At 48.2% G+C, this 13,296-nt stretch carries 13 protein-coding genes; 8 read left to right on the plus strand and 5 right to left on the minus strand.

Annotated elements, in window-relative coordinates:
• Positions 1–258: 258 nt before the first annotated feature.
• From G8770_RS14965 to G8770_RS14995, 7 genes are all read left to right on the plus strand, one after another.
• Positions 259–1,338, plus strand: coding sequence for a zinc-binding dehydrogenase (locus G8770_RS14965; protein ID WP_208022288.1), 1,080 nt, complete (start codon positions 259–261; stop codon positions 1,336–1,338).
• Positions 1,339–1,347: 9 nt separating this feature from the next.
• The gene (locus tag G8770_RS14970; protein ID WP_167188429.1) at positions 1,348–2,934 is read left to right on the plus strand and encodes an AMP-binding protein; all 1,587 of its coding nucleotides are present in this window, start codon (positions 1,348–1,350) and stop codon (positions 2,932–2,934) included.
• Between the two features lie 42 nt (positions 2,935–2,976).
• Complete coding sequence (locus G8770_RS14975) at positions 2,977–3,804, plus strand: ThuA domain-containing protein (protein ID WP_167188432.1); 828 nt, start codon at positions 2,977–2,979, stop codon at positions 3,802–3,804.
• Positions 3,805–3,957: 153 nt separating this feature from the next.
• Positions 3,958–5,145, plus strand: coding sequence for an acyl-CoA dehydrogenase family protein (locus tag G8770_RS14980; protein WP_167188435.1), 1,188 nt, complete (start codon positions 3,958–3,960; stop codon positions 5,143–5,145).
• 13 nt (positions 5,146–5,158) lie between these two features.
• The gene (locus tag G8770_RS14985; RefSeq protein ID WP_167188438.1) at positions 5,159–6,307 is read left to right on the plus strand and encodes an acyl-CoA dehydrogenase family protein; all 1,149 of its coding nucleotides are present in this window, start codon (positions 5,159–5,161) and stop codon (positions 6,305–6,307) included.
• An 18-nt stretch (positions 6,308–6,325) separates the two neighbouring features.
• Complete coding sequence (locus G8770_RS14990) at positions 6,326–7,087, plus strand: SDR family NAD(P)-dependent oxidoreductase (RefSeq protein WP_167188441.1); 762 nt, start codon at positions 6,326–6,328, stop codon at positions 7,085–7,087.
• Positions 7,088–7,108: 21 nt separating this feature from the next.
• On the plus strand, positions 7,109–7,879 hold the full coding sequence (locus tag G8770_RS14995; protein ID WP_167188443.1) for an SDR family NAD(P)-dependent oxidoreductase: 771 nt from the start codon (positions 7,109–7,111) through the stop codon (positions 7,877–7,879).
• Between the two features lie 236 nt (positions 7,880–8,115).
• Here G8770_RS14995 and G8770_RS15000 read toward each other — a convergent pair whose 3' ends face one another.
• From G8770_RS15000 to G8770_RS15020, 5 genes are all read right to left on the minus strand, one after another.
• Complete coding sequence (locus G8770_RS15000; RefSeq protein WP_167188446.1) at positions 8,116–8,883, minus strand: SDR family NAD(P)-dependent oxidoreductase; 768 nt, start codon at positions 8,881–8,883, stop codon at positions 8,116–8,118.
• 32 nt (positions 8,884–8,915) lie between these two features.
• On the minus strand, positions 8,916–9,728 hold the full coding sequence (locus G8770_RS15005; RefSeq protein WP_167188450.1) for a ThuA domain-containing protein: 813 nt from the start codon (positions 9,726–9,728) through the stop codon (positions 8,916–8,918).
• Positions 9,729–9,781: 53 nt separating this feature from the next.
• Entirely contained in the window at positions 9,782–10,957 is a 1,176-nt protein-coding gene (locus G8770_RS15010) for an aromatic ring-hydroxylating oxygenase subunit alpha (RefSeq protein WP_167188453.1), read from the minus strand.
• Positions 10,958–10,981: 24 nt separating this feature from the next.
• Positions 10,982–11,293 carry a putative quinol monooxygenase gene (locus tag G8770_RS15015; RefSeq protein WP_167188456.1) on the minus strand — a complete coding sequence of 104 codons (312 nt, stop codon included), beginning with the start codon at positions 11,291–11,293 and terminating at the stop codon, positions 10,982–10,984.
• Between the two features lie 68 nt (positions 11,294–11,361).
• Entirely contained in the window at positions 11,362–11,799 is a 438-nt protein-coding gene (locus G8770_RS15020) for an SRPBCC family protein (protein WP_167188458.1), read from the minus strand.
• A gap of 259 nt (positions 11,800–12,058) precedes the next feature.
• On the opposite strand from G8770_RS15020, the gene G8770_RS15025 reads away from it, so the two are divergent.
• Positions 12,059–13,093 (plus strand): NADP-dependent oxidoreductase, encoded by a 1,035-nt coding sequence (locus G8770_RS15025; protein WP_167188461.1) that lies wholly within the window; start codon positions 12,059–12,061, stop codon positions 13,091–13,093.
• Positions 13,094–13,296 lie beyond the last annotated feature (203 nt).

The raw sequence follows: 13,296 nt of genomic DNA on the forward strand, positions 1-13,296 counted from the left end.
ACGTAAACCGGTTGCGCTGAGCCCGCAATTTATTTACCATAAAAAAATCATAGTGGATTGTTTTTTGTGGAGAATGTTAACGGGTCGGTGCAATTAATTCAGCCGCGTGACCGTGCGAGGCTCTCAAGACACTCAGTAGCCCAAACTGCTGTACATAGAAAGCATCGATTTACGACGTAGATAGACATCAATTTTTAAAAATAGATGAATAAGCCATTAGCGCCAGGCTCACAGTAACGGTAGAAGCCAGGTCGTTATGTGGGAACCCCTTCCTTTGATACGGTAGACAATGAATACATGGAAAACTTAATGAATCGACAATGGGTGTTAAACAAACGTCCGCTAAAAGCTGTTGAAGAGGATACATTCAGTTTGCGTTCCAAATCTTTGGACCCGTTAAAGGACGGGGAATTTCGGATAGAAGTACAGTATTTATCGGTGGATCCAGCTCAGCGTGGGTGGCTCAATGATGTACCAAGTTACGTTCCTCCGGTGCAAATAGGCGAGGTCATGCGTGCCTCGGGCGTGGGTAAGGTGATTGAATCCAGGCACCCCGATTTTGTCTGTGGTGATGCGGTCGAGGGGGGATTGGGCTGGCAGGAATACGCCACCTGCAACGGCGCAGAAGTTTTTCCGGTACGCAAAATTACCAGCAATCATCCGCTTTCTTACTCTTTGCATGTTTTTGGTTTAACAGGCTTAACGGCTTATTTCGGTATGCTCAGAGTTGGTGAAGTGAAGGCGGGAGATGTGGTTGTCATTTCCGGGGCCGCTGGCGCGACGGGATCGATTGCAGGGCAGCTGGCCAAGCTACAGGGCGCGGAAGTTATTGGTATCGCTGGCGGGCGAGAAAAATGCGACTGGTTGATCGATACCCTCGGGTTTGACGCTGCCATCGATTATAAGCAGGAGTCTGTGTCTGAGCGATTGGCTGAGCTGTGTGGGAACCGTATCGATTTGTTTTTTGACAATGTTGGCGGTCCGATTTTGGACGAGGTACTGCTCAATCTGAAGCAAGGCGGTCGCATTGTGATTTGTGGTGGTATCTCCAGTGGTTATGGCGTGGGGGACTTGCCTCCAGGCCCCAAAAATTACATGCAGCTTGTTATCCGTCGCGCGTCCATGAAAGGGTTTCTTGTGTTGGATTTCGACAGCGAATTTCCACAGGCCCAACAGCAGTTGATGAACTTGGTGGATGAAGGGTCACTTAAGGTATGCGAGGCTCTGGCAGAGGGCATAGAGGCTTGCCCCACAGCTCTGCGAGGATTATTTACGGGAAATAATCTGGGTAAGCAACTCATACAGATTCGTCACCCATCGTCAACCATAATGTCATAGGAATACACGATGCCTACTCCAGCAACTATTGAATCTGTCGCCGGGTTTTTAAGCTTGGCGCAATTGGCAGAAATCAAGGCTCGCAATTGCCCCACTAAACCTGCGATATTCCTTGAACATGAATCGCCCATTACGTTCGGGGCTGTCTTTAATGAAGCACTGCATCTGGCTGCCAGTTTGCATCGACTGGGGTTACGTCAGGGTGATGTAGTCAGTTTTCAACTGCCAAACTGGAGAGAAACGGCGGTCATAGATATTGCTTGCTGTTGGTTGGGTTTGGTGATTAACCCTATTATCCCTATTTATCGCGAACGTGAAGTCGGTCATATTCTGTCAGACTGTGGCGCTAAAGCCGTATTTATTCTTGATCAGTACCGTAACTTTGATCATCTCCATATGATTGAAGGGCTCAGAAGCCAGCTTCCAGAGCTGGAGCATATTATTCTTGTCCGGTCTGAGCAATCTGTTGACGGTGTTCTGCATTATCAATCTTTGCTTGAAACCTCTGAATTGCCGCCGTCGAAGGTTGAAGTGCAACCGGATGATACTAAATTGATTATGTATACCTCGGGCACAACCGGGCGGGCAAAGGCTGTACACCATTCTCATCGCTCTCTGGCCTGTGCCATCCTGAATGGTGTAGAAGGGTGGTCTCTCGATGCCGAAGATGTCATGTTGATGCCATCCCCTGTGACGCACATTACCGGCTATGCAAACGGGATAGAGTTGCCGTTTTTTAGCGATGCCAAATCTGCTCTTATGGAGCGTTGGAATGTTGAGGATGCGTTAACCTATATTGACCGTGTTAAGGCGACTGTGTGTGTCAGTGCAACTCCATTTTTGCAGGAATTGGTGGAGGCTGCAGAGAATAAACAGTTAAAGTTGCCGAGTCTCAGAGCATTTGCCTGTGGTGGTGCATCTGTCCCACCGACGTTAATTACCCGCACCGCAGAAGTCTTGGAAAACTGCCAGGCTTTTCGGGTTTATGGCTGTACAGAAGCACCATTGGTGTCAGTAGGTTTTATTGAGAAAGATGAGTTAAACCTGGCGGCCAATACCGATGGACGTATCTTAAACTGGGAGGTCCTTGTAATTGATGATCAGGGCAGGGTGTTGGATCCGGGTCAAGATGGGGAGATTGTTGTACGCGGCCCGGCGATGATGAAAGGCTACGGCGAAGCCGAACAAACTCGCTTGGCGGTCGATGATCAGGGCTATTTTCACACTGGTGACATTGGCCACACCACCGCTGAGGGGGCTATTGTTATCACCGACCGTAAAAAAGACATCATCATACGCGGTGGTGAAAATTTATCGGCGAGAGAAATCGAAGATGTTCTGCACACACATCCTTTGATCGTAGAAGCCGCTGTAGTTGCCATGCCGCATGAAAGATTGGGGGAAGGTGTGTGCGCGGTGTTGGTCACTCGCGATGGTAGCCAACCCTCATTGGCAGAACTGCAATTGTTTCTTGAAGAATCCAAGCTGGCCAAACAAAAATGGCCAGAAAAGCTGGAGTACCTGACGCAGATGCCGAAAACGGCGTCGGGAAAAATTAAAAAAGACATTCTTCGAAAAAAGATTGTCCCCAGTTGATGTAATGATCACGGCTATTCCAATGTCTATGGTTTTTTGAGCATGAGTGTCATTGATTACCAGAGCCAGACGCGTCTGTTGCTGTCGGTTAAAGGTCATCCCTATGATCGCGATGCTTTCTTTGATTTGTTCGAGGGTATGCCAGCCGTCAGTTATACGACAGTTGAGCAACCGGCGAGCCAGGCATTTTTTGCCCCTGAACTGGCCAAGCAGTATCAGCTGCATGTGCTTTATGATATGCCCGGGCTTGATTTCAGTTCACAACCTCCTGGTCTGATGGACCCGCCCGCACACTTTAAGCAGAATTTTCTCGATCTGCTAGAGGAGGGGCATGGTTTCTTGTTTCTTCACCACGCCATTGCCAGCTGGCCTACCTGGTCCGAATATGCCGAAATTGTGGGTGGCCGCTTTTTGTATCGGCCCGGAAATGTGCGTGGCAACCCCTGTCTGGATTCAGGTTATCGCCATGATGTGACCTACACTGCAAAAGTACAGCCTTGGTTGCCTATCACCCAAGGTGTGCCTGAATGTTTTTCCATTACCGATGAACTTTACCTGTATGAGGTATTTGAGGCCGATGTGGAACCATTGGTGAGGGGGGATTACCCGCCGCATTGGCAACATTTTTATTCAGCGGCGAATGCCGGGGTTGGTCAAATGTACAGTAATGATAACTGGCTGCACCCAAGGGGTTCTGAGCTGTTGGGGTGGGTAAAACATTATAAAAACAGTCCTATTGTCTACCTGCAGATGGGTGATGGTTCCAGTGCTTACGGTAATCCTCATTACCAGCGCTTGCTTTATAACGCCGTATCCTGGCTCGCCAGCGACGCCGCCCTGGACTGGGCCAGAAACCGCAATTTAGGGTAAAACCCCCGATGCTTGATTGCTTTACTGAGTCTCAGTGTTTACAATACAAAACAAACAGTATAGATTGTTTTATAGAGTCACCAGTGTTTTTTGTTAGATAACTGTGACATAAGCTAGTCGTACAGGACAGACAGATGATACCGGGAAGCAGAAATGAGTGATATTGAGTTTCGTGAAGAAGTCCGCGCTTTCATACGAGAGGCGCTGACCACAGACATTCAACGTGCTGGTGAATTAATGACCAGCGTGTTTGCTAATTTTGACGCCACCATGACCTGGCATCGACGACTCAACGAAAAAGGCTGGGTGGCACCCGATTGGCCGGAGGAATACGGTGGCACCGGGTGGAGTTTGAATCAGCGCTATATTTTTCAGGAGGAGTGCAAGCTTGCCAACGCACCGTCGCTGCTGGCGATGGGTATTCAGATGCTTGGGCCTATGCTGATTCACTACGGTACTGAGGAGCAAAAAGCGTATTACTTACCGCGCATCTTATCGGGTGAAGATGTTTGGTGTCAGGGCTATTCGGAACCTGGTGCGGGTTCTGATCTGGCTTCTTTGAAAACCAGTGCTGTGCGCGATGGAGATGATTATCTCATCAACGGTTCCAAGATATGGACCAGTTATGCCCAGTTCGCGAATAAGATCTTTTGTCTAGTTCGCACTTCCAAAGAGGGCAAGCCACAAGCGGGTATCAGTTTTATTCTTGTGGATATGGACGCGGAAGGCATTCAGGTCGACCCCATTGTTGGGCTGGATGGTGTCATCGAACAATGTCAGGTATTTTTTGACAATGTGCGTGTCTCTGTCAGTCAGTTGGTCGGTAAAGAAAATGAAGGTTGGGAGGTGGCTAAATACCTATTGGAATTTGAGCGTGGCGGTCACAACTTTACCATTGATCATAAAAAACAAATGGCCAAAATTTGTAAGCAAGCTGTATCTGAGTATGACAGTGAAGGCAGGCTGTGGGCACAAAACCCGGTATTTAATAACCGTTTTGCAGACGTGGCTGTCGATGCTCTGGCATTGGAGTATACCGAGTTAAGAATCAAAGGCGCGCTGAATGCAGGTGGCAACCCCGGAGCTTTATCTTCACTGTGCAAAGTAATGGGAACTGAAATTGGTCAGCGGTTTAACGAATTAAGCATGGATATCCTTGGTGTACAGGCCTTACCGAAACAGCTTGAAGCACTGGAACCTGACTTCCAAGGCGAGATAGTAGGGCCTGATTATGCGCTAACCACTATGCCGGAATATATTAATAATCGAGCTTCTACCATTTATGGTGGTTCGGCTGAAATTCAGCGCGACATTATTGCCAAGCGTGTGTTGGGGCTCTGAGGAAATTAGCACTATGTATATTGAATTCTCTGATGAGCAGCGGATGTTGAAAGACAGTGCTGAAAAATATTTACAGGACAATTATGACTTTGACGGACGTCAGGTGGTAGTGAATTCTGAAGCACCTTTCTCTATGCAACACTGGTCCATGTTTGCGAATTTAGGCTGGTTGGCCATGACTTTCGAAGAGGAGGTTGGTGGTTTTGGTGGCGGCGCGCTAGAAACCATGTTGTTGAGTGAGCAATTGGGAACAAATCTGGTTGTTGAGCCCTATGTGGAGACCATTGTATTAGGTGGGCAACTGATTGCGCGAGGTGGCAGTGAGAATGTGACATCTCAATGCCTGGACTCCGTAATGGCTGGCGAGTACCAGCTGGCGTTTGCGTGGGCAGAAAAACACCATGCTCACGCTATGCAGGATATAGCCCTAATCGCGAAGCTAAAGCCACAGGAGAACCCGTCTGTAATTCAGCTCAATGGCCATAAGACCGTTGTACTCAACGGGGCCGCTGCTGATGGAATCATTGTACTTGCACGAACGGCGGGCAATGTGGGTGAAATGGATGGCCTCAGTCTGGTCTTCGTCCCTGTCAACACGAAGGGCTGCGAACGAAGGTCTTACAAAACTCACGATGGTCGCAATGCCGCAGAATTTACCTTTAACCAGGTTCAAGTACCCGCAGATCACATTATCGGTAAAGTCGGTCAGGCGCAGGCGTTACTGAAACCGGTGATGCAGCAGGTATTGCTGTCGCTCTGTGCTGAAGCCGTTGGTGCTATGTCTTCATTGTTGACCGCCACCGTAGATTACACCAAACAGCGTCAGCAGTTTGGACGCTCTATCGCACAGTTTCAGGTTTTACGACACCGTATGGCTGACATGTTTATGGAACTGGAACTCTCCCGTTCTCTGATGCTAGCCGCTGCCTGGAAGCTGGATCAGGGCAGCGATGATGCCGAACGGTGTTTGTCCGCACTGAAGGCAAAGATCGCCAAGGCCGGGAAATTTGTGTCCCATAATGCCATTCAGTTACATGGTGGTATCGCAACAACCGACGAATTGAATGTCGGACACTTTTTTAAACGTATTGCCGCAATTAACAGTCAATTTGGCACAAGAGATGATCATTTGTCGCGTTTTTCGGCGTCATTTCAATATTGAGCATTAAAGGATAACGTTATGGATCTTAAATTAAAAAATAAAGTGATATTAATTACCGGTGGATCTAAAGGAATCGGCCTTGCACTGGGTAAGTATCTGGCTAATGAAGGAGCCAAAGTCAGTATTTGCGCCCGCAACGAAGCAGAAGTTGCAGCCGCTGTTGAACAAATTAAAGCGCTGGGTACAGACGCTTATGGAGCGGCCGTAGACGTTACCGATCAGGAGTCTATCAGCCAATGGGTGTCTGACTCGGCCAGAACCTTGGGCGGTATTGACGGATACATTGCCAATGTCAGTGCGGGTGGGGCGGATGTGGAAGAGTCGGGTTGGCGCAGGAATTTTGAAACTGACATCCTCGCAACCTGGAAAATTGTCGAAACCCTTTTGCCTTATTTGGAAAAATCTGAAATTCCGTCCATCGTGAACATCTCTTCAACGGCGGCGTTGGAAGCCTTTGCGGGAGCTGTACCTTTTGGTGCAATGAAAGCAGCGATGCTGAATTATTTCGGCAATCTGGCAAATGTTTTGGCGCCTCAGCATATTCGTGTGAATAGCGTTAGCCCGGGTCCAGTATTTATCAAAGATGGCGCCTGGGATCAAATCAAACAAGCCATGCCTGAGGTATACGAATCAACGGTCGCAGCCATTCCCATGGGGCGCATGGCGACCGCAGAAGAAGTTTGCGCACAGGTGGCGCTGTTGCTAAGTCCCGTCTCTAGCTTTACCACCGGAACGAATGTTGTGATCGATGGTGGCTTCACCAAGCGTATTCAATACTGATCTAGTGACTGAGGTAGAGTGATGAAAAAAGATTTTCTTGATTTGACAGGTAAGATTGCTTTTGTAACTGGAGCCTCCAGTGGCTTAGGCGCACATTTTGCCGAGGTGCTTTCTTCACGCGGTGCAAAAGTGATTTGCACCGCACGTCGTCTGGATCTGTTACAGGCGCTGGCTGAAAAAATTCGAACGAAGGGCGGCAACGCCATCGCGGTTGTTATGGACGTTACCTGCCGGGATTCAGTGAAGCAAGCTCTTGATCAGGCAGAAGCTGCCTACGGCGTCCCTGATATCGTTGTGTGCAATGCAGGCGCCACTGGCGGACAGCCTTTTCTGGAGATGGAAGAGGCTGTTTGGGATCATGTACTAGCCGTGAATGTGAAGGGTGTATTCAATGTCGGTCAGGAAGTTGCCCAAAGATTAGTGCAAGCCAAAAAAACTGGCAGCATCATTAACATCTCTTCCATTTGTGGCACTCGTACATTCCCTGGATTAGCACACTATGCCGCTTCCAAGGCAGCTGTGGATCAATTGACACGAACAATGGCTCAGGAATTGGTTGCACAAGGTGTGCGTGTGAATGCTATAGCCCCAGGGTACTTTTTGACGGACCTGACCGCTGACTATTATGAAACAGAGGCCGGTAAGAAGGACGTGGCTGGATTGCCGCTAGGACGCCTGGGAAAATTGCATGAGCTGGATGGTCAACTACTGTTACTCGCGAGTGATGTATCCAGTTATATGAATGGGGGTATCTACACGGTTGATGCCGGCCACTCTGTTCGACTGGGCTGAGCTAAATTTTATTAACAAGCTTTGCACTTACAGCGGCTTCGGCCGCTTTTTTTATATTATTTAATAGGCGTTTTTTGCCATGTGTACGGTTATGGTTTGAGGCGAGAACAACATCATGCACAGATCAGAATTTGCTAAGATGGACTGTCACTGTACATCGTAAGATGAGGATGAGGATGAGGATGAGGATGAGGATGTCAGCGTCCTTGCTAATCAGTGAGTAACGGTAAGTGAGATTAAAAACCCATTTCCTCAGGTGTTGGGATACGGCGGAGTGTTTGACCTCCGGATATATCCAGAATTTGGCCAGTAATAAAGGCTTCATCAGAGGCCAGCCACAATGCAGCATTGGCAATATCGTCAGCTGTAGGCAGACGATTGAGTGGGATTTCCCGCAGAAAAGCCTGCTCTATGGTCGGTACCTTGAGATAGTCTGCGGTCATCGCTGTTGGGGTAAAGCCCGGCGCCAATGAATTAACGCGTATATTCTGGGCGCCATATTCACCTGCGGCGATGCGCACCACCTGATCAGCTCCGGCTTTGCTACCCCCATAGGCTCCCAGGCCGGGTGGGCTAATGATACTGGCCTGGGATGAGGTGGTCACAATGGAGCCGCCAGCCTTCATCTGAGCAGCCATTTGCTTAATAAATAAGGTTGCACCGATAAAGTGAACGTTGCTGGTTTGCTGCAGCATCTCCTCAGTGGTCTCTGCGATTGGGGCAGAGGCGTCTATTCCGGCAAAGTTGATGGCGATATCAAGTTTGCCAAACTCGTCGAGGGCTTTACTGGCGAGCTGTTGCAGTTGTGATTCTACGGTAATGTCACAAACTACAGCTGCAGCGCCTAATGGGGCTGCCACTGACTGAACCTTGTCAAGCTGGCGACCGGCTAACACCAGTTTGGCGCCTTCGGCGTGAAACCGGCGGGCTGTGGTTGCAGCCATACTGCGCTCATCCGATACACCAAGAATAACAGCAACTTTACCTTCTAATCTGCCTGGCATAAGTGTCTCCTATATTGTTTATTGTGGCATTTTTATGTTTGGTAACTGCTTTGTTCTGCAGAGTTGCGAGCTTCTCGGGCAAGGTCATCGAAGGGTTCGATAGCCCATTGAATTCCCCGGCGCAGCAAGGTGTAAAAGACCGGTAGATCCCAGGCGCAGCGATCAATACTGGGCCAGTAATCCAGCAGTGGTTGCATGTCATAGTGATGACGACAGTGACCAAGAGTTAGATAGAGGACTTCGCCTTTACCTACCGAGTGGGTATAAAAGACCGGATGGCGTGCGTGTTCCCAGTCATCTTCCTGAAAACCTTCGGCCTTACCCCCGTATTCCGCATCCAGCAGAACATTGAGCTCGCCATAGGTCTTCATCAAATAGAGCTCATCGGTGGTTTCGAAAGGCTCAATATCCTTGACCAGCGGGTGCTCTGGATTGGCAACGGATACCGTATAAGGCGCGATGGGCGGGTGCGAGCGAAACATGGATCCCAGAGTCTCGACAAATAATGGAGCCCAATCCGGTGTCCCGTAGACGCCATCGGACATCAGTCGAATGATGGAATTTGTTCCATGCAAGGCATACCAGCGCCCCCCGTTTTCGACCCATTGATACAGCGCTTCCTGAGCTTTAAGAGAGGGAACAATATTGCAGGTGTAGGAGATAATTAAGTCCGCTTCGACAATCGCGTCAAGGTTTTCATAATCTTCGAAAATCCTGACACGGATACGATCATCCTCTGCCAATAGTTTGAGTAATTCCAGCCGGGCAAAGTCAATGTCGTGCCAATCGCCTGCAGCGATCAGTACGGCATTGATGCGCCCTGCGGTGTATTTTGATTCGGCCATATAAATACCTGTTGGATTACGGTGCTTTATGAAAATAGTTGGCTGTTTGGAATCTACAGTTTGGGTTCTGGTAAGCCAGGATCATCAGCCAGGCAGTAATCTACCCATTTATGGAAAAATTGATTGCCGCGCTCATTGCGGCCAAAAGTCACATGGGTGTGAGCGTTGGATTCAACACCTTTCTGGATTTTTAGACCCATAAAGTAGTCTTCTTCATCCACGACATCACGCAACCACTCCATCATGTTTTCATTGGCCTGCTGCTGCTCTTCGTTCTGAGGTGCTTCAGGGTGGATGAAGTAAAGATGGGTCGTGTTTTCCGCCGGCGTTGGCCCGGGAATGATCTGGGCAATTTGGGTAATTTCTGGTGCAACAAATATGGACACATTGGGAAACAGCAGACGGATAAAATCGTAGCCATCGTTTTCATGTTTCCAGTAATCGGACTTGTCGACGTTTTTAAGTTTATCAATACTTCTCTGTGGAAATCCTAACAAAATATGCGGTCCGTAATTCTCAAACTGCATAATGTTGGAATAGGTTCTGGGAGTGACGGTCTTGGGGTGAGCGGTAGCAAAATGGTAACCCTCCAGATAACCGTCATAAGCGATTTTCCAGTTTGCTCCATAAATTGTTCGTTTGCCGCAGTAGTGCCAGTGCTCAAAACCCAGCCTGGCGATATCCTTGATCATGCCACCCAGATATTCTTCAAAATTTACCGTTGTATCACCATTGAGCACGGTAAAAATCATACCGCCATGTTCGTAAGAGGGCAGTTGAGGAAGCCCGTTGCAGTCTTTATCTACTTCACCAAACTTAGCCGGTTCCGAAACCGCCAGCAGACTGCCGTCGTTGCGAAATGACCAGCCGTGATAGGAGCAGGTAAAGCGAGAGCGCTTGCCGGATTCTTCCGTGACCACTTGCATGGCCCGGTGAGGGCAGACATTGAGCATTACGCGGACACTGCCATCGGCCAGACGGGTTATCAACAGCGGCTTATCGAGAAACTGGAGTGTTTTATAGCAGCCGGGTTCTGGCAGTTCATTACTCATTGCGACAAAAACGGGTCGGTTCTTGAAAATGAGGTCCATTTCCTGCTGCCAGATCTGTGGATCGGTATAGGCGCTGCTGGGAACAGACAGGGTATCTTCGGCCATATCGGTTGTTTTATTGTCGACATGGTCGATCATCTTTTCGACCATGTCGTTATAGAGTGATTGTGTGGTCATGGGTCTTTCCTCAATAGCTCGCAGTTAAGCGTCCAGCACCAGTGGACCACTGGCGCTGATCTCGTATTTCATCAGTTCCATATTGGTGATACTCAAATCAGCACTGAGAGCCAAAAATGTCTGAATATGGGGGGTACTCAAATGCGCCATTAAATCTTCTTCGGCTTCCCATTCTTCAAAAATACAGACGATATTGGGGGCGGTGATATCCAGCGCTATGGAATAGCGAATGCATCCTTTTTCGGCTAGGGTTGGAACAACAACCTGGCGTGCTCCGGTGATATAGCGGTCCACATCTTTCGGGTCTAGTGTGATTCTGGCTGAGATAATAATCATGATTTTTCTCCATAATTCAGGGCGTAACCGTGACTGAGGTCGTGGTTTGATTCAAGCCGTTGTATGACTCAGGTGGTAGCCTGACGCAGGCCTTCAAACATTAGGGCGTAGGCGCCGGATAGAAATGCGCGAGCTTCTTGTTCCCGGCCAGGTTCAGTTTGGAATTCAGAGTGATAGCTCAGGCGGGAGCCATGCTCAGAAAGTTGAGATAGGGTTCCTGTTGCCTGATAGCGTGTTAACCCAGCAGGTCGTTTGCCAACAATTGCCAGGGTATAGGTGTAGGACCGGGGATCAATACTGATGAGTTGTTCGCTTACGGCGTCATCAAATCCTTCATTATAAATATGACGAATCATGCCGATGCCCTGACCCTCAATATCCACTCGTTCAATATTGACAATCTGACCCTTTGGCCACCAGCGCTCAATATTGCCAAAGTCCTGTAGCAGATCCCAGATCTGATCCCTCTGCGCTGAAAAATCATGATGTACATCAATGGCTTGCATATTTGACTACTTATTTTGATTGTTATTATCAGGCCAGCGTGTGTGACCTCTCTCTGTTGATATTATCGACCGCAAAACACCAGCCAGGTGTGTAAATCTGGCTTCAGCAATACGTCAATATAAGCATAAAACTAATCAACACCAAAATAAAAGTCAAGCGTGATTGATTTTATTTTGAATGGGTTATATCCTGATTTTATTCGTAGGTTCTTCTCAGTGAAGAGTATCGAGCTCAAAACAAAAATAAAATAGGTTTTTTATGACCCAATTACACAATCGTCAATTGTATCTCCATCAGCGCCCAGTGGGTGTGCCAACTGAAGAAGACATCCGAATGCGGACGGTCCTCGTCCCCGATTTGCAGGAGGGGGAAGTTCTCATTGAGAATCATTATCTGTCATTGGATCCGGCCATCAGAGACTGGATGAGTGACAATGACAGCTATTTGGAACCGATACCTTTAGGTGGATGTATTCGCAGCACCACTTTGGGCAAGGTACTCAAAAGTAATCATTCCGCGTTTTCTGAAGGAGATTATGTTCAGGGGCTGGCGGTAAATGGTTGGGAAGAATTGACAGTAAATCATGGCGATCTTCTCACCCAAGTACCAAACGACGGAAATTACTCACCTCGTAATTACTTAAGTATTTTTAGTGGTGCCATGGGGCTGACGCCCTATTTTGGTCTGTTGGAGTTGGGTCAACCCGTCGAAGGCGATACTGTGTTAATGAGTGCCGCAGCGGGTGCCGTCGGTTCCATTGCTGGTCAGATCGCGAAAATAAAAGGTTGTCGAGTGGTGGGGCTGACAGGCAATGCCGAAAAGGCGAGTTGGCTAACCGATACCCTGGGGTTTGATGCGGCAATTAACTACAAAACGTGCGATAACCTTGCGGATGAAATTGCACGGGTGTGTCCTGAGCGTGTTGATATTTTTTATGACAACGTCGGCGGCGACATGCTGGATGCCGCTTTATTGAATCTCAATGATCATGCCCGCGTTGTCTTTTGCGGGGCTATTTCAACCTATAACTCCAGTGGTTCGGTACCCGGCCCCTACAACTACTGGCAGATCCTGGCGCGCAGTGCCACAGTAAAAGGTTTGTTGACCACCAACTATGTGGATCGATTTGACGATGCAATTGCAGAGATAAAAACCTGGCTTGAGCAGGGAAAACTAATATTTAATGAAGACATTGTCGAAGGACTGGAAAATACGGTGGAGGCCTATTCACGATTGTTTAGCGGAGCCAATAAAGGAAAATTACTGGTCAAGCTTGCGGCGGCTGACTGCTGATCCAGAAAATTTTCCTTATTAATTCTGCGAGTTGCGACTCACTGGTGAGTCGTTTTTATGATATCTAAAATCCATTGTCGATTTTCTTGGAGACAGAGATAAGAAAAAACGCAGAAGGAGAGAAAGTGGTAATGACAAAAAAACATTAAATATTTTATGCCCACATAAAACGTATATGCAGTTTTCTATTCTGTCGGAAAAAA

Origin of the sequence: Pseudomaricurvus hydrocarbonicus (genome assembly GCF_011602365.1) — a bacterium.
GTDB lineage: Bacteria > Pseudomonadota > Gammaproteobacteria > Pseudomonadales > Cellvibrionaceae > Pseudomaricurvus > Pseudomaricurvus hydrocarbonicus.

Coding starts and splice junctions, on each gene's coding strand:
- G8770_RS14970 (WP_167188429.1), top strand. CDS start 1,348: ATGCCTACTCCAGCAACTATTGAATCTGTCGCCGGGTTTTTAAGCTTG.
- G8770_RS14975 (WP_167188432.1), top strand. CDS start 2,977: ATGAGTGTCATTGATTACCAGAGCCAGACGCGTCTGTTGCTGTCGGTT.
- G8770_RS14980 (WP_167188435.1), top strand. CDS start 3,958: ATGAGTGATATTGAGTTTCGTGAAGAAGTCCGCGCTTTCATACGAGAG.
- G8770_RS14985 (WP_167188438.1), top strand. CDS start 5,159: ATGTATATTGAATTCTCTGATGAGCAGCGGATGTTGAAAGACAGTGCT.
- G8770_RS14990 (WP_167188441.1), top strand. CDS start 6,326: ATGGATCTTAAATTAAAAAATAAAGTGATATTAATTACCGGTGGATCT.
- G8770_RS14995 (WP_167188443.1), top strand. CDS start 7,109: ATGAAAAAAGATTTTCTTGATTTGACAGGTAAGATTGCTTTTGTAACT.
- G8770_RS15000 (WP_167188446.1), bottom strand. CDS start 8,883: ATGCCAGGCAGATTAGAAGGTAAAGTTGCTGTTATTCTTGGTGTATCG.
- G8770_RS15005 (WP_167188450.1), bottom strand. CDS start 9,728: ATGGCCGAATCAAAATACACCGCAGGGCGCATCAATGCCGTACTGATC.
- G8770_RS15010 (WP_167188453.1), bottom strand. CDS start 10,957: ATGACCACACAATCACTCTATAACGACATGGTCGAAAAGATGATCGAC.
- G8770_RS15015 (WP_167188456.1), bottom strand. CDS start 11,293: ATGATTATTATCTCAGCCAGAATCACACTAGACCCGAAAGATGTGGAC.
- G8770_RS15020 (WP_167188458.1), bottom strand. CDS start 11,799: ATGCAAGCCATTGATGTACATCATGATTTTTCAGCGCAGAGGGATCAG.
- G8770_RS15025 (WP_167188461.1), top strand. CDS start 12,059: ATGACCCAATTACACAATCGTCAATTGTATCTCCATCAGCGCCCAGTG.